Genomic DNA, 14,964 nt, shown 5'->3' on the forward strand with positions numbered 1-14,964 from the left:
GACGCTGCGCCTCCAACCCGGCGTTCGAGAGGGCAGGGGGCACGCGACCTTGTCGACCGCTGCCCCGACTGATGCGCCAGATGCCCCTTTGCAGCAACGATCCAGAGCCGGTCAGCGTGCTCCCACCACAGTAAGGAAGGCGGGGTTGTCAAGCGCTTCGTCAATGGTGGCCTGCATAATGTCATTGGGAAGCTTGGTGAGTTCCTCAACTGAACCGAAGACTGAACTGATGGTGTGGATGCCCCCTCTCGTCGGCATCGGAGTATGCCAGGATGCAGTTGTCAGGCGCGCCCTAGAACTGCCGCCCTGGCGACACGAAGGCTGAAGGCTGCCCCCCGGTTGCCCCGGTGGGCCCACAGGCTTGATCCTCCTCGGGCTGGAAAACTGCCCGTCGGATCAAGCCTATGGACTACCGGGACAACCTGAAGCCCATGCTGCGGTAACGATGGCAGAGGGGGCAGCGCTCGTATTGCCAGGGAAATAGGGATGTCGTTTGACAGCAGTGTTTGTCTGGCCTTGCTGAAGGAGGGCGGCATGACTGAGACCTATCTGGTGGCGATTGATCTGGGGAAGCGGCATTTTCAGGTGTGCGCGACGGATGAAACGGGCAAGACGCTGTTCAACAGGGCCTTTTCCCGACAGAAGCTGCAGGAGTTCTTGGACCAGCTGCCGGCCTGCATCGTGGCGATGGAAGCCTGTGCGACCAGCCACCATTGGGGTCGCATTGGCCTTGCGGCTGGGCATGAGGTTCGGCTCATTCCGCCGATTTACGTGAAGCCGTTCGTTAAGCGGCAGAAGAACGATGCCGCCGATGCGGAGGCGATCGCGGAAGCGGCACGCCGCCCGAACCTTCGGTTCGTTGCGGTCAAAAGCGCCGAACATCAGGCGCGCGCCGTCACCTTCCGCACCCACCAGTGTTTCGTGAAACAGCGCACCCAGCTCATCAATGCTCTGCGCGGCCATCTGGCGGAATTCGGGGTGATCGCTCCCGGCGGAGCGACCAATGTCAAGCAGTTGGAGCAGGCGATCCGCGAGGAGGGCACCGATCTGCCGGCAGTCGTGCGAGAGATGGCCCGCTTTTACCTCGAACAGATTGCGGCTCTGACGATCAGGATCGACGAGTTGGTTCAGCAGCTGCAACTGGCGTCCCGCACGGATAGCTTTCTGCGGCGCCTGTGCACGGTTCCAGGCGTTGGTCCCGTGACGGCCGGGGCCATTGCCGCCTTCGCGCCTGACTTGCGGACCTTCTCCAACGGCAGGAACTTCGCGGCTTGGCTTGGTCTGGTACCGAAGCAGCATTCGTCCGGCGGCAAGACCCGGCTGGGCGGCATGAGCAGGATGGGACAGGAAGACATCCGCAAGCTGCTGATCGTCGGCGCCATGAGTTGCATCCGATGGATCTGCCGACGCGGCACGAACCCGGACAACTGGCTCGGCCGTCTCTTGGCCCGCAAGCCACGCATGGTTGCCGCCGTCGCCCTGGCCAACAAGATGGCGCGCGCCATCTGGGCGATGGTGGTCAAGCAACAGGATTATCGGACAGCGTGATCCGGAGGAAGCAAAAGGCGACCAACGGATTGCGTTGCGGGCCATCCGGCCCGGGCAGGAAGATCGACTGACGGTGTAGGCGGCAAGGACTTCAATGTTCAGATGGAGAGATCCAGTCCCGGCGCGCGAGCGTCACAGCTCTCTGAACCGATGTGGGCTCCATCTTTCGAACAGCATACCGGCCCGTGGCCTTGTCAGGCCACATCATGAGGCCTGACACACGACCGATAGAATGCCCGGCACGCCCTACAATGTCAGAAGATTCCTCTTGCTTAACCGGGGGCATCCACACACGCTCCGGGTTTCTCGGAGGCCATTTGTGTTGAGTCACACCGCCATAGCGACGTCCTCGGTTTGGGTCACGTCCCAGAGCGTGGTGTAGGAACTGTGGGTAAGCGGGCCGCCGAAGCGCCTCCACATGGCTGGCGTAGGCGGGCCGGTTCCCCACAGCGGGGCGGTCATCGTGGATCTTCGGTAGAGTCTGGTCACCACACCTCAACCCGACCGAAGGGTGACCACGATGACCGACGAGATGATGGCGCTTCGCGCGCTGCTGGAGAAGAGCCCTGACGCCGACGTTCTGCGCGAGATGATCGGTTTCGCGGCCGAGCGGCTGATGGAGTTGGAGGTGCAGGGCCTGACCGGTGCTGCCCACGGCGAGCGCTCCGCCGAGCGGCTGGTCCAGCGCAACGGCTACCGCGAGCGCGACTGGGAAACCCGCGCCGGCACCGTCGAGCTGCGCATCCCAAAACTGCGCAAGGGCTCGTACTTCCCCGGTTTCCTGGAGCCGCGCCGGATGGCCGAGAAGGCGCTGACCGCGGTGATCCAGGAAGCCTACGTGCACGGCATCTCGACGCGCTCGGTGGACGACCTGGTCAAGGCGCTCGGCATGGGCGGCATCTCCAAGAGCCAGGTCAGCCGGCTGTGCGAAGAGATCGACGAGCGGGTGAAGACCTTCCTGGAGCGCCCCCATCGAAGGCGACTGGCCGTACCTGTGGATTGACGCCACCTATGTGAAGGTCCGCCAGAATGGCCGCATCGTCTCGGTCGCCGTCACCATCGCGGTGGCGGTGAACACCGATGGCCGGCGCGAGGTGCTGGGCATGGATATCGGCGCCTCGGAGGCGGAGACCTTCTGGATCGACTTCCTGCGTAAGCTCAAGCGCCGCGGCTTGGCCGGCGTGAAGCTGGTGATCTCCGACGCCCACGAGGGCATCAAGGCCGCCGTGTCCAAGGTGTTCCGCGCCACGTGGCAGCGCTGTCGGGTGCATTTCATGCGCAACGTGCTGGCGCATGCCGGCCGGAGCGGCCGGCGCGTGGTGTCGGCCTTCATTGCCACGGCGTTTGCCCAGGACGACGCCGGCGCCGCCAAGGCGCAGTGGCGCCAAGTCGCCGATCAGGTCCGCCCCAAGCTGCCGAAGCTGGCCGCCCTGCTCGACGAGGCCGAGGACGACGTGCTGGCCTTCATGACCTTCCCCAAGGAGCACCGCGCCAAGATCCACAGCACGAACCCACTGGAACGCCTGAACGGCAAGATCAAGCGGCGCACCGAGGTGGTCGGCATCTTTCCCAAAGAGGCGGCGATCACCCGGCTGATCGGTGCCATCCTGCTCGAACAGAACGACGAATGGGCGGTGCAGCGGGCGCGTTACATGACCCTGGAAACCATCGCCCCGCTGCGCGATGATCTTGCCCTCACGTTGCCCGCTGCGGCCGCGTGACCGTCCCGGCTCCTACACCACGCCTCGGGACACGACCGTTGGGAAAGTCCGACAACTCATCGCGATCAGCCGAACGGCTTCTCGCTTGAACTCTTTGGTCACCTTACGACGTTGACCAGTACCCATGCCAAACCTCCCAGTCTCTCAGGCTATGGATGGAATTGCAGGAGTTGGAATATCTTTCCCCTTCCAAATCGGAAACGCGACCGGTTGTAGTGCTTCCATATGTTGGCGCTACCAATATGAGAAAACTGACTCCCCGTCAGCGTGCATAGCCATTGCTTTTGTCCAACTGCAAATCGCTGACCAAAAGCTCATGCTCTACGGGAAACCTGATTAAAGGGAGCGGCGGATGTCCCAAAAGCTGCTGAACGGCCGTCGTGTCCTCATCGTTGAGGACGAGTTCCTCGTCACCGTCGTTCTAGAGACGGCGGTCCAGGAGGCAGGAGCCAGTGTGGTTCGGCTTGCCGCTTCGACCGTGGATGCTCTTGCGCTGATTGAAGCCGAGCCCTTCGATGTTGCGCTTCTGGACGCCCGATTGGATGAAGAGCCGGTCTCTGACGTTGCCGAAGCTTTGGAAAAACGAGGCATTCCATTCGTTTTCCATTCGGGATATGGCCCAGAACATCTTCCAAGCAGCCATCGTCATCGCCCCCTGCTCCGTAAGCCATCACTTTCATCCAGTGTCGTCCATGCACTGTACGAGGCAATGGAATAGCTGGAACCGGGCGGAAGGCCCATTGCAGCGAAAGACGCTGACTCTCTGCCGGCCTCTTATGGTTCGGTTATGTCCCCCATCATCGTTGGGTCGACGGTGGACACGGCCATCCGGCACCGTGCCTTTCACGGTTTTCCACTTTGATGGGCTCGTCGGTGCCCGTTCATGCCATGGCAGTGCACAACATGCGAACGATGGCAGCGGGGGCGCAGGGCTTCCGAAGCAACGGTCTGTGTCGGTGTTGTTGCGGAAGGAGTTCCGCCCCGTATCCCGAGTGGAAGACAAATGGCTTCGCGCCGGCTTCGAGCGCGTCGGCGACGGCAGTCACCCGCTCATCGTCGAGCCGGACATCCAGGATGGCGGCATCGAAATCTTCCCGTTCGATCAGCGCCAGGGCATCCGCCACGCAGCTGGCCATGCCGATGATGGTGGCTCCCGCATCCTGCAGGATTTCCTCCAACGCCATGGCGATCAGCAATTCGTCCTCGACGATCATGATCCTGCAGCCTTCCAGATGCTTTCCGGTCATGAAGCATTCTCAGGGGGGGCGGGGCTTTCGTCGTCGCTCCTCGTCTGGGCGACCGGTACGGTGAACGTCGCCTGGAGACCGGTCGGATCGTAATCCACCATGACATCGCCGCGCAGTTCATAGCGGATTTGCTGGGTGATCAGCTTGGAGCCGAAGCCATGATGGGTGGGAGGCGACACGGGGGGACCGTCCATCTCGCGCCAATGGACAAGCAGCACCGCATCGGCATCCCTTTGCCCGAATTCCCAGGTCACGACGACGCGCCCTTCCGCCACGGACAGTGCGCCGTATTTCAGCGCGTTGGTCACCAACTCGTGGATCACCATGCCGAGCGCCAACGCGGCCTTGGGCCGGAGTTGAACGGCAGGTCCGTCAACGGCAAAGCGTCCTTCGCTGGTGGCATAAGGCTTCACCTCATTGAGCACGACGTCGCTGAGGAGAACGTTTCCCCAACCGTCACGGGTCAGCAGATCGTAGGTGCTGGCGACCGCCTGCAGGCGCCCGAGAAACGCCGTGCATTCCGGTGCCTCGGCAATCGCCTTCAGCGTCTGCTGGGCCAGGGCGGTGACGACGGCCAGCATGTTCTTGACGCGGTGGTCGAGTTCACCGATGAGCTGGCGCTGCTGCTCCTCGGCCTCCTTGAGCGACGTCACGTCGACGAAGGTCAACAACAGGCCTTCCAGATCGTTGCGGGCCTTCCGGTAAGGCAGGATGCGCATCATGTAGTGCCTGGTCCCGTCCCTTGACCGAACCGCCTTTTCCACGGTCGCCGGGTCGGTTAGCGCATGTCTCAGATCCCGATCCAGATCGACCTGGTCGAGATGGCTGACGATATCGGTCAGCGGACGACCGCGGTCGGTCGCGATCAGATTGAAAATCTGGGTGATCGCCGGCGTGAAACTCCGGATCAGCAGGGATCGGTCCAGGAAGATGATCCCGATCTGGGTGCTGTTGAACAGATTCTGGAGATCGCTGTTGGACTGGTCCAGCTCCTCGACCTTGCTGTTGAGTTCGATATTGACTGCGTGAAGCTCCTCATTGACGGATTGCGTTTCCTCTTTGGCTGTTTCCAGCTCCTCATTGGTCGATTGCAGTTCCTCGTTGACCGAGATGAGTTCCTCGTTGGCGGACTTCAGTTCCTCCAATGAGGTTTCATACTCTTCGATCGTGCTCTGGAGACGCTCCTTGGTATCGCGAAGTTCACGTTCCAGCTGCTCCACCGCACCGGGATCCTGGCCCCAGTGACGCTCCTTGCCGTAGATTTCCTCCGCAGGACTTGGATCTCCGACATCGGAAAACAGGACCAGGAAGAAGGGTTCCCCTTCGCGGTCGAACGGCTCGATCGTCAGATCGAGCATTTGGACACGATCGTCCACCTCCACCGCCAGGTGCTTGCGGGTTACCGGCTTGTGGGTCTGCATCGCCTCGTGCAGGGCGCCGCGAAGATCGAGCCGAAGTCCCTTGCGGGCCATCGCCAGAAGCTGGCGGTTCGGGGCGCCGGGCGGCGCCTGAAGGTATTTGCCGGTGTTGGCGGAATAATAGACCACCTCACTGCTTTGATTGACGACGACATGGGCCGGAGCGAAACGCTCCAGCACGCGCGCCTCCACATGCCCACGCAGATTGGCGGCGTTGGACTGGATCGAGCGGGGGGTCTCGGCCGATCCGCGAGGCGTGCGGCCGCCATGCTCCGCCATGGCGAAGGGAATGGTCACGGAAACCGCATCCTGCCGGCGGAACAGGCGATGTTTTTTGTCTATGGGCACGAACAGCGTCTGATGTTGCCCGATGGTCTCGGCCACGCCGAGGAAAAGATAGCCGCTGGGGCGCAATGCATAGTGGAACATTGGGATCACCTGATCCTGAAGTCCCATCCCCAAGTAAATGAGCAGATTGCGGCACGAAATCAGGTCGATGCGTGAAAATGGCGGGTCACGGACGACGCTGTGCGACGAGAAGATGCACAGGTCGCGCACCTCCTTGCGAACGAGATAGCTGGTGCCGTCCTCAGTGAAATGGCGTTTGAGCCGGTCCGCCCGCACATCCCGCACCAGATTGGCGGGATAGCGCCCGGTGCGTGCCACTTCCAGGGCATGCTCGTCGATGTCGGTGGCGAAGACCTGGATCTTCGGCACGCTGTGGAGGGTTCCCGCATATTCGGACAGCAGCATGGCGATGGAGTACACCTCCTCGCCGGTGGCGCAGCCCGGCACCCAGACGCGCACCGCATCGCCGACGCTTTTCCCGGCGAACAGATGCGGGATGACGAGTTCCTCCAGCGCCCGGAAGGTCTCGCCGTCGCGGAAGAAGGTGGTGACACCGATCAGCAGATCGCGAAACAGTGCCGCGGCTTCGGTACGGTCCTCACGCAGGTGTTCGACATAGCTGTCGATGTCCGTCAGCCGCAGGGCCTGCATCCTGCGTTGGACACGGCGCAGGAAAGTGTTGTGCTTGTAGCCCTGGAAATCGTGCCCGATCTGATTGCGCAGAATGGTGGTGATGCTTCTGCGTGCCGATTCCAGCCGCGCATCCTCTTGAACATCCTTCTCACCCGTCAGATCGCCCAGCGACGTGGCGGTTCGCGCGTAGTCCACCAGCGTCGCCGCCATCGTTTCGACCGGCGCGACAAGGTCGACGACGCCGGTGGCGATGGCGCTGTTCGGCATGCCGTCATGGCGGGGAATTCCGTCATGCCCTTGGGCGATGGTGAAGCCGCCCCGTTCCTTGATCGCTTTGACGCCCAGAGTGCCGTCGCTGCCGCCGCCCGACAGGATGATGCCCACCGCTCTTTCACCGCAGTCGCTGGCGAGCGAGCTGAGGAAGAGGTCGATGGGGTTGCGCTCGCGGCGGGAGGCGCTGTCCGGCCGGACATGCAGCCGGCCGCTGTCGATGGTCAGCAGGGTTCCCGGCTGCAGGGTGTAGATGCGGTTTGGCTCGACCAAATCCCCGTCGCAGGCCTGATGCGCCGGCGTGGGCGTGCATCGGCCGATGATGTCGGCCAGCAGGCTTTCGTGTTCCGGTGACAGATGCGTCACGACCACGAAGGCCATGCCGCTGTCGGCAGGAACGGCGCCGAACAGCCCCTCCAAGGCCTCCACCCCGCCAGCGGATGCGCCGATCCCGACGATTGGGAAGGATGCCTTGTCGCTCATGCTGCTGCCCTTCCACAGATCCTGACGATCCGGATCGATGTCGTTTGAGGATGCCGGGGATGGCGCTCTTGTCGGCGATGAGCTTTTCTACAGTTCAACTGGAGCACCCCCTCGGGACGATGGCCGGCCGTCCCTGGTGGCGTTCTTCCTCACAGTCGATGCCAAATTCTGACGCGGACGGTCAACTCACTCTCTAGCACCTTCCTTTGGTTGGGCACCACCGTCATCGTCCCAGTTGCGAAGCAGAGTGCTACGCTCCCGCTGGAGTAGACGCTCATCGCCGATCCTTGCGGTCACCGGTGGCACGGACGCGGTTTCAATGAACATTTTCCCGTTCAGGAAATGGACTGACGACGAACGATGTTTCAGTTGTACGGTTTGCATAACGACACCTCCTCTGCGGTAAAGTTCGGTGCGGAACGGCTTTCCGCGATAGACGGAGCATTGCTCCGCCCGGCCCTCGCAACAATGTTCATCCGGGCAGGAGAGCTGCGTTTCCCGCCGGTTCCAGGAGCCGGTCCAGTTCATCGGGGTCGATGAGCACCGTCTGCTCCATGGCCATTCCGCGATTGGAATGCGGAAGACGGAGCCAGGTCGCGCTGCGCCGATACACAGGGAAGGAGAGCGAGTCGATCAACTCCTCGTCGGTCTCCACGATGTAGCTTCCCGCCGGTTGCACCCCGTCGACGCCGCTCAAGGCAAAAGGATGGGCGAACGTTACGGTCCTGCTGGTGGTGCGGGTGAATGCGTTGGTCATCGAAGGGTGCTCCCATTCATGTCCGGCGGATTTCCTTGAAAGCAGCTGTCTATCCGCCCGAACTGGAGAACAGCAGCCCGGCAAGAAAGCCGACTGAGACGCCGAGTGTCAGATAAGCCATGTTCTTCCATTTCGGCGCGGACAAAGCCCAGGCGGCACGCTCTGAAACCATCCACTCCGACAACGTCCCGTGCGTGAGCGACATGGCGATCTCCTTCCGGATATTTGCTTCGAAATATGGTGCCGCCGAATTTTATTACAATGGAGAGGGGCAAATAATTACATTGATGCTTATTTGATTCGGACTGCCGCCAGCCTCCGCTGGACAGGATCCTCTACCTGGATGATTCTTGAGCGTCCCTCAGGCTGCCTTCTCACCATTTGCTGCGATGGAGCAACGACTTGCATGTCAAAGCACGCGGCAAAAACCTGCCATACGCGGCCCTGACCGATGTGAGCCACGGCTCAAAAAAACATGGACCGGACCACCTCGACCGACTGCCAGACGGTGATCGCCGTGGCGATGAGAACGGCGGCGGCCATCGCCAACGACACTGCCAGCAACACCCCGTCCTCTTCCAGATAGGCCAAGGCGATCAGCATGATCGTCACCGCCGGGACGACATTGCTCAGCGGAATGGGAACGAAGAAGACGCCTGCCAGCACGAGGACGACCAATCCGACCACGCGCGTCGTCGTCTCGAACGGCATCTTCCAGCGCGGGCGTATGACCGTCTCCATGCGCCTCAAAACCGGCACGGTACGATCGACCATACGGACCAGGCGCTGTGTCGAGAAACGCCGCGACATGATCGTCCTGGGAAAGGCCGGAGTTTCCCGCGCGAGGATCATCTGGAACGCGGGAATGGTCAGCAGCAGCCCGACGACCGGCGATGTTCCCGGAGTCAGCCCGATCAGTGCCAGCAACAGCAGAACGACGCCGAAGGAGCGCTTGTGCAGCCTGTCCAGCAGCCAGCCGAATGTAACGCCCTCGGCCGGAGCTTCTGCGAGCAGGCCACGCAAAACCTCGGATGTCGGGATATGCGGGGGCAAGACCGCGGTCATGACCGCATCGCTCCGGCAGTTTCGGTGGGGCGACACCTGCCTGTCATGCCGGGATCGACACCGTAACGGTCGTGCCGGCGCCGGACCCGACGGTCAGACCGCCTTTGACCTGCTCGGCCAGCAACTCCATCAAGGTGAGGCCGAGCGACCCCGTGCGTCGTTCGTCGGCCATGCCGATGCCATCGTCACTGATGCTCATGCGCAGGACTTCGTACGAGATTTCCCGGAACGAGACGGCGATGCGGCCGGATCGCCCGTCCGGGAAAGCGTATTTCAGCGCATTGATCATCGCCTCGTTGGCGATGAGGGCCAGCGGGATGGCCCGATCCGGTTTCAGGAACACCTCGTCGGCTTCGACATCCAGCACCACCCGCAAACTCTGTGCAGGCTCGAAGGACATCAGCAGGTCGCGGCACAGCATCCGCAGATATCCCCCGAACTCGATCTCCTGCAGCCCCTGCGTCCGGTAGAGCGTCTCGTGGATCTCGGCCATGCGGTCCAGCCTTTCCACGGCGCTGTGCAGCGCCTCCTGCACGGCCGGCTCCCGGCCATGTGTGAGGTCCAACCTGATGCGCAGGAAGGACGAGGCCATCTGGAGGGTGTTTTTGACGCGGTGGTTCACCTCCTTCATCAGGTTGTCCTTGTCGCGCAGCAGCACGTCCTTGTCGGCAAGGGTGTTGCGCAGCACACGCTCCACCTCGGTGCGGCGCTCAACTTCGGCGGCAAGTTGGCGATTGAGCTCATCCAGCCGCGCGGTGCGCACCGAGACACGGTGATCGAGTTCTTCGTTGAGCTGGCGCAATCCGTCTTCCGCCGCCTTGCGCTCGGTGATGTCGACAAAGGACACGAAATGGTGGCGGATACGGTCTTCTTCGAAAACGGGGGCGACATGCTGGAGCACCCATAGCGGCTTTCCGTCCCTCCGATAGAGACGGACCTGACGCACGATGGCCTCGCCGGCGCGGAGGGCAAGGCCAATGGCGCGCGCCACCTCCGGGTCGGTGCCGGAGCCGGACAGCAGATGATAGCTCTTGCCCAGAATCTCTTCGCGCGCATAGCCGCTGAGCCTGGTGAATGCGGCATTGGCGAAGACGATCGGGATATCCGGCAGGGTGGGATCGGCGATCAGCATGGGCATCAGGGTCGTTTCCGCGGCCACCACGAAGGGACCTCCGCGCGCTGCCTCCATCCTGACCATTCTCTCTGCGTCCTGTTGGTCGCGGGGATTATCGGGCATGCAGCGCTCCTTCGTCCGATCCATTATTCGAAAAGGATATAGCCGCTGAATGCAGCCTTCCCAGGCGAAGAAGTGGCAGAGCCTGTTCGCTGGTTTTGCGTCGAATGGCAAAATATACCGATTGATCCACGGCAAAAATCTCCTGACCTTCTTACGTATGTAAAATATAGCTTCACGAACACCAAAAGAACATCTCCTTTATATTCAGCAATTTATAGTTCCTAATTTCAGTTTATGTTTTCAAGGCCATTGATATTTTGCGGTGCGGCATAATATAGGATTAAGTCATCGAGGTAGAGCGCAGCGCTCCCTTTCAGCTCTCGCACCCCAAACAGTCATGGAGACGTCATGGACGACGGCACTCATCCCACCCCCACCATTCGCCCGACCAATCGCCCTACCATTCGCAGTGCCAGCGACGAAGCCGCGGCGGGTAACGACGCGCCGAAGGGCGCCGGCATCCGCAGCGCCAGCGAGGAGCACACGGCGAAACCTGCCCGCGAGCTTGGTCAGCAGCCGAGGCCCTGGCCGCCGAGGCTGCCCGGCGCTTCAGACAACCAGGGCTTTCCGGAATCCGTCCGGACCGCCGGCCAGAGATTTGACCGTGCTCTCAAAGACGGTCTCGACGAGGGTGGCGGTCGGGCCACGGCACTCGGCGGTGCCCTGATGGCAGGCTATGGAACGGCCATTTCAGAGGCGGTCTCCTTCATGGGCCAAGCCGCGGAACGCCAGAACGAACTGTTGGGCAGCATGCTTCAGGCCCGCGGCCCACAGGACATCATGACGGCAGGACAACGCTACCTGCTCGGCGGATGGCTGGCCTTCTTCGAAGCCAATGTCCGCGTCGCCCAGGCTGCGTCCCGGCTGTCGCAAGACACCGCGCACAGCCCGCCCCGGCCTGGCGCCTGAGGCCGCCGGCGCTCTTCAAAGCCGCATGACAATATTTCGGGAGGATCTCCGTTGACCGGTTCGGAAAAGGAGACGCAGACGCTTCTCACCGTCGAAGAGCAGGTGGGCGTCCGCAAACGCCGACAGGTCACCGGGACCGTCCGCGCCAGCACCTTCAGCCATGAGCGGGAACAGGCGGTCGAAGCCGACCTGTCGACGGAAACACTGGAGGTCGAGCGGGTTCCCATCGGACGGTTCGTCGATGGCCCGATCCCCGACCGCCAGGACGGCGACACCACCGTCATCTCGGTGATCGAGGAGGTGGCGACGGTGGAGGTTCGCCTGAAGCTGGTGGAGGAGGTTCGGATCACCCGCCGCACCGCCAGTCGCAAGATGACCGACCAGGTCATGCTGCGCCGTCAGGAGGTCGTCATCGAACAGGATCCGTCTTTGGACAACCCCGTGACTTGAGCGGCCTGACTTACCTCAAGAAATTGAATACTTTAAATCCTACTGGAGACTATCATGAGCACGATCATCGTTGGACTTTACAAGGAAAGCGGTTCCGCCAAGAAGGCCTTCCAGGCCTTGGTCGCGGCGGGCTGCCAGGAAGCGGACATCGAGACCTTCGGCGGCGCCGATAGCGCCGACAAGGCCGCCCAGGGCCTGCTGGGGCACGGTTTCGACAAGGAACTGGCCGAGCAGTACGGTGCAGCCATCCGCCAGGGCCACACCCTGGTTGCGGCCGACATCGCCGACCAGGATGCCGACGCGGCGGAAGCCATCCTCGATGAAAACGGGTCCGTTGACCTGCCCGAGCCCCCTGCGGTGCGGAAGCCGGCCCAGAAGGCGGGCAATGGCGCCACCGTCGAGCAGGAAACCCTCCAGTCGGTGAAGGAGGAGGTCGAGATCGGCAAGCGCCGGGTCGCCAAAGGCGGATTGAAAGCCGTGTCGGAGATCACGGAAACCCCAATTCAGGAGACCGTAACGCTGCGCGACGAGGCGGTGGGCGTGGAACACCGCAAGGTCGATCGGCCTCTCCGCCCCGACGAGGAGAAGGCTGCGTTCGGCGAGAAGACCGTCGAGCTGACGGCGACCTCCGAAACGCCGGAAATCACCAAGGAAGCCCGCGTGGTCGGGGAGGTCGTGTTGTCCAAGACCGCTTCCGAACAGGAAAAGACCGTGGGAACCGTCGTCCGACGCAGCGATGTCAAGGTGGAGCCTGTCGGAAACAAGCCCGGCAACAAGCGCTGATCTGAAGCGTGCACAACAGACGGGGCGGCCGTTCGGCCGCCTCCCGCCGCAGCGGATACAACCTGCGGCGGAGCGATTGAAGGTCAATCGAAGTGACATCCAGATTCATTTCCCGTTTGTCGGGAGATTTATATCAATAGAAACACAAAATCGATTCCGAGACATTGAATGTCCACCGATGTATTTCGGCGATATCCCATTGTGGAAAACTCTGGGAACCCCCACTTTAATTATTTCAAAGCCACCCCACGCCTGCTCATTTTTACCGAGGATTGCAAATCCGAGGTGTTTCCTGGCGTGACTCGATCCGGATGGCATGGCTGCCGCCATTGCCGACAAACCGGTCCACATCGGAGACACTTTATGAATTCCCGGACAAGGCTGGCCTTCTTCATTCTTAAAACCCACGCCGGATGGATCGTCCGTGCGGACGGCTTCGTCTATCCGCCCTGCGCCGACCAGATCGATGCGCTCGCCAAAGCCATTCGGGAAGCGCAAGCAGCGGAACGTCTCGGCTTCGCCAGCGTCGTGCTGGCGCAATCGGCGGCAGGGGAACCCTGCCATGTCCGCTGGTGCTGTGCCGGCAATGACGGAGCGGCACAGGCGGTTATGGAGCCTCCATATCCGATAATTCCGGCCATGGCTGACATCCTGACGCCGACATCCGCATCGGAGGAACGTCCATGACCCCCCTTCTCCATTCCATCGAGGGGCGATGCCCCCGTGGCGCCGATGCGTTGCGTGAGCAGCTGCGCTGGATGAATGCCGAGCGCCGCTGGCATCCAACTGTCTACGGCGCATCGCCGGACCAGTTTCCCCCCGCCTTTACACCACCGAGCCACGTCAGCCTGCCGCAGGGTGCCACGCTGACCCGCCTTACCAGAGCCTGTGCCGCGGTTGGTGCGGACGCCATCAAGGAACGGATGATCTCATGAGCCTATCAGCCCATTATACCGTGTCGTGCCGTACAGACGGGTGGTTCGTCGGGCTTGAGGGGGAACGCTACGGCCCCTTTCCCAACGGACAGGTCGGTGCCCTGATCGCCGCTGTACAGGCCGCCAACCACGCCGGAAAGGACGGCCACGATGCCCGCGTGCTGTTGCGTATGGCGGATGGCCGGACCGACGCCGTCTGGATATTCGGCGTGAACAGCTACCCGTCGCCCTGGGTGGAGGAATTGCATCGGATTGCACAACTGCCGCGGCGCGACCGCGCGCGTGCACCGATCCCGTCCATTCTTTCAACAGATCTGCAAGCCATGATTCCGGATTCTGCGGTTGCTGGCCGGGCGTGACTGGGCCGGCCAGGATTTTCCTTGTTTGTTCAGGCACGAATTTCAGAATTTCCCCTTATTAAAAAATAAAAAATCTCCAAATAGCAGGTCGCCATTCCAATATTATGAGCGCAATACTACCGAATTATTTTAGAAATCCGGAGTATCTGGTAATGTCTCTTGTTTCCATATCCATGATAGACGCGAACAATCTTTTCCGCCAAGGATTGAAAGCCATGTTCGAGGAGCAGGGTTTTCACGTCGCCAAAGAGACTTCGTCTCTCAAGGCGGCACTCCAGATCGTCCAGGAAGGCGACGCATCACAGGTCATTTTGATCGATCCTGTCGGCATCGGCGACTTCACGGATCTTATCCGGGCACTGAAGGTGGCCTGTCCGGACACGCATGTGGTGGTGCTTACCAGCACTCTGGACGCGGAAATCATGACGAAGGCCATCCAGGCCGGTGCGGACGGATTCTTGATGAAGGACATCTCCATGGAGGCGCTGGCGCAATCGTTGCGGCTTGTCATGATCGGCGAAACGGTCTTCCCCAGCGCCTTGGCCGCACTGCTGATCGACAGTCGCCTGAACGGCGCCGCCGATCTGGCGGCGCCGAACAAAGGTGTTTCCAGGCGCGAGGCGCAGGTTCTGCGCTGCCTGCAGAATGGCAGTTCCAACAAGAAAATCGCCAACCATCTCCGGATCACCGAGGCGACCGTCAAGCTTCACCTCAAAAGTTTGCTGCGCAAGATCGACGTCTCGAACCGCACGCAGGCCGCCCTCTGGGGCCTCAACAACGGCTTTGCGGATGCAGAGTGAC

General features: G+C 61.6%; 15 protein-coding genes and 1 pseudogene. 10 read left to right on the forward strand and 6 right to left on the reverse strand.

Annotated elements, in window-relative coordinates:
• The first annotated feature begins 534 nt into the window (after nt 1-534).
• The 3 genes and pseudogenes from TSH64_RS04675 to TSH64_RS04685 all read left to right on the forward strand — a co-directional run bounded on the left by TSH64_RS04675 (nt 535) and on the right by TSH64_RS04685 (nt 3,987).
• Complete coding sequence (locus TSH64_RS04675) at nt 535-1,548, forward strand: IS110 family transposase (RefSeq protein ID WP_109452283.1); 1,014 nt, start codon at nt 535-537, stop codon at nt 1,546-1,548.
• A gap of 520 nt (nt 1,549-2,068) precedes the next feature.
• Nucleotides 2,069-3,269: pseudogene (locus TSH64_RS04680) on the forward strand (IS256 family transposase).
• Nucleotides 3,270-3,621: 352 nt separating this feature from the next.
• Nucleotides 3,622-3,987 (forward strand): response regulator, encoded by a 366-nt coding sequence (locus TSH64_RS04685; RefSeq protein ID WP_109095766.1) that lies wholly within the window; start codon nt 3,622-3,624, stop codon nt 3,985-3,987.
• Nucleotides 3,988-4,150: 163 nt separating this feature from the next.
• On the opposite strand, the gene TSH64_RS04690 is transcribed toward TSH64_RS04685, so the two are convergent.
• The 6 genes from TSH64_RS04690 to TSH64_RS04715 all read right to left on the reverse strand — a co-directional run bounded on the left by TSH64_RS04690 (nt 4,151) and on the right by TSH64_RS04715 (nt 10,727).
• Entirely contained in the window at nt 4,151-4,516 is a 366-nt protein-coding gene (locus tag TSH64_RS04690) for a response regulator (protein WP_109095767.1), read from the reverse strand.
• Complete coding sequence (locus TSH64_RS04695; RefSeq protein ID WP_109095768.1) at nt 4,513-7,668, reverse strand: chemotaxis protein CheB; 3,156 nt, start codon at nt 7,666-7,668, stop codon at nt 4,513-4,515. The genes TSH64_RS04690 and TSH64_RS04695 overlap by 4 nt, the downstream gene beginning before the upstream one ends.
• A gap of 472 nt (nt 7,669-8,140) precedes the next feature.
• Nucleotides 8,141-8,425, reverse strand: coding sequence for a hypothetical protein (locus TSH64_RS04700; RefSeq protein ID WP_109095769.1), 285 nt, complete (start codon nt 8,423-8,425; stop codon nt 8,141-8,143).
• 49 nt (nt 8,426-8,474) lie between these two features.
• Nucleotides 8,475-8,630: a hypothetical protein gene (locus TSH64_RS35580; RefSeq protein WP_158279295.1), complete on the reverse strand. Its 156-nt coding sequence runs from the start codon at nt 8,628-8,630 to the stop codon at nt 8,475-8,477.
• A 260-nt stretch (nt 8,631-8,890) separates the two neighbouring features.
• Nucleotides 8,891-9,490, reverse strand: coding sequence for an exopolysaccharide biosynthesis protein (locus tag TSH64_RS04710; protein ID WP_247872752.1), 600 nt, complete (start codon nt 9,488-9,490; stop codon nt 8,891-8,893).
• A gap of 43 nt (nt 9,491-9,533) precedes the next feature.
• The gene (locus TSH64_RS04715; protein ID WP_247872753.1) at nt 9,534-10,727 is read right to left on the reverse strand and encodes a sensor histidine kinase; all 1,194 of its coding nucleotides are present in this window, start codon (nt 10,725-10,727) and stop codon (nt 9,534-9,536) included.
• A gap of 348 nt (nt 10,728-11,075) precedes the next feature.
• On the opposite strand from TSH64_RS04715, the gene TSH64_RS04720 reads away from it, so the two are divergent.
• From TSH64_RS04720 to TSH64_RS04750, 7 genes are all read left to right on the forward strand, one after another.
• Complete coding sequence (locus tag TSH64_RS04720) at nt 11,076-11,636, forward strand: hypothetical protein (protein WP_109050833.1); 561 nt, start codon at nt 11,076-11,078, stop codon at nt 11,634-11,636.
• Between the two features lie 51 nt (nt 11,637-11,687).
• On the forward strand, nt 11,688-12,086 hold the full coding sequence (locus tag TSH64_RS04725) for a YsnF/AvaK domain-containing protein (protein ID WP_109095773.1): 399 nt from the start codon (nt 11,688-11,690) through the stop codon (nt 12,084-12,086).
• Nucleotides 12,087-12,140: 54 nt separating this feature from the next.
• Nucleotides 12,141-12,869, forward strand: coding sequence for a YsnF/AvaK domain-containing protein (locus TSH64_RS04730; protein ID WP_109095774.1), 729 nt, complete (start codon nt 12,141-12,143; stop codon nt 12,867-12,869).
• A 168-nt stretch (nt 12,870-13,037) separates the two neighbouring features.
• Nucleotides 13,038-13,556 carry a hypothetical protein gene (locus tag TSH64_RS04735; protein WP_109095775.1) on the forward strand — a complete coding sequence of 173 codons (519 nt, stop codon included), beginning with the start codon at nt 13,038-13,040 and terminating at the stop codon, nt 13,554-13,556.
• Nucleotides 13,553-13,804, forward strand: coding sequence for a hypothetical protein (locus tag TSH64_RS04740; protein ID WP_109095776.1), 252 nt, complete (start codon nt 13,553-13,555; stop codon nt 13,802-13,804). The genes TSH64_RS04735 and TSH64_RS04740 overlap by 4 nt, the downstream gene beginning before the upstream one ends.
• Nucleotides 13,801-14,163 (forward strand): hypothetical protein, encoded by a 363-nt coding sequence (locus tag TSH64_RS04745; protein ID WP_109095777.1) that lies wholly within the window; start codon nt 13,801-13,803, stop codon nt 14,161-14,163. Before TSH64_RS04740 ends, TSH64_RS04745 begins: the two co-directional genes overlap by 4 nt.
• 173 nt (nt 14,164-14,336) lie before the next feature.
• Nucleotides 14,337-14,963, forward strand: a complete 627-nt coding sequence (locus TSH64_RS04750) for a response regulator transcription factor (RefSeq protein ID WP_109095778.1) — start codon at nt 14,337-14,339, stop codon at nt 14,961-14,963.
• Nucleotide 14,964 lies beyond the last annotated feature (1 nt).

This window comes from Azospirillum sp. TSH64, assembly GCF_003116035.1.
Classification (GTDB): Bacteria; Pseudomonadota; Alphaproteobacteria; order Azospirillales; family Azospirillaceae; genus Azospirillum.

Excerpts from the sequence above, each read along its gene's own strand:
- TSH64_RS04675 (WP_109452283.1), top strand. The coding sequence starts at position 535 with ATGACTGAGACCTATCTGGTGGCGATTGATCTGGGGAAGCGGCATTTT.
- TSH64_RS04685 (WP_109095766.1), top strand. The coding sequence starts at position 3,622 with ATGTCCCAAAAGCTGCTGAACGGCCGTCGTGTCCTCATCGTTGAGGAC.
- TSH64_RS04690 (WP_109095767.1), bottom strand. The coding sequence starts at position 4,516 with ATGACCGGAAAGCATCTGGAAGGCTGCAGGATCATGATCGTCGAGGAC.
- TSH64_RS04695 (WP_109095768.1), bottom strand. The coding sequence starts at position 7,668 with ATGAGCGACAAGGCATCCTTCCCAATCGTCGGGATCGGCGCATCCGCT.
- TSH64_RS04700 (WP_109095769.1), bottom strand. The coding sequence starts at position 8,425 with ATGACCAACGCATTCACCCGCACCACCAGCAGGACCGTAACGTTCGCC.
- TSH64_RS35580 (WP_158279295.1), bottom strand. The coding sequence starts at position 8,630 with ATGTCGCTCACGCACGGGACGTTGTCGGAGTGGATGGTTTCAGAGCGT.
- TSH64_RS04710 (WP_247872752.1), bottom strand. The coding sequence starts at position 9,490 with ATGACCGCGGTCTTGCCCCCGCATATCCCGACATCCGAGGTTTTGCGT.
- TSH64_RS04715 (WP_247872753.1), bottom strand. The coding sequence starts at position 10,727 with ATGCCCGATAATCCCCGCGACCAACAGGACGCAGAGAGAATGGTCAGG.
- TSH64_RS04720 (WP_109050833.1), top strand. The coding sequence starts at position 11,076 with ATGGACGACGGCACTCATCCCACCCCCACCATTCGCCCGACCAATCGC.
- TSH64_RS04730 (WP_109095774.1), top strand. The coding sequence starts at position 12,141 with ATGAGCACGATCATCGTTGGACTTTACAAGGAAAGCGGTTCCGCCAAG.
- TSH64_RS04735 (WP_109095775.1), top strand. The coding sequence starts at position 13,038 with ATGTCCACCGATGTATTTCGGCGATATCCCATTGTGGAAAACTCTGGG.
- TSH64_RS04740 (WP_109095776.1), top strand. The coding sequence starts at position 13,553 with ATGACCCCCCTTCTCCATTCCATCGAGGGGCGATGCCCCCGTGGCGCC.
- TSH64_RS04745 (WP_109095777.1), top strand. The coding sequence starts at position 13,801 with ATGAGCCTATCAGCCCATTATACCGTGTCGTGCCGTACAGACGGGTGG.
- TSH64_RS04750 (WP_109095778.1), top strand. The coding sequence starts at position 14,337 with ATGATAGACGCGAACAATCTTTTCCGCCAAGGATTGAAAGCCATGTTC.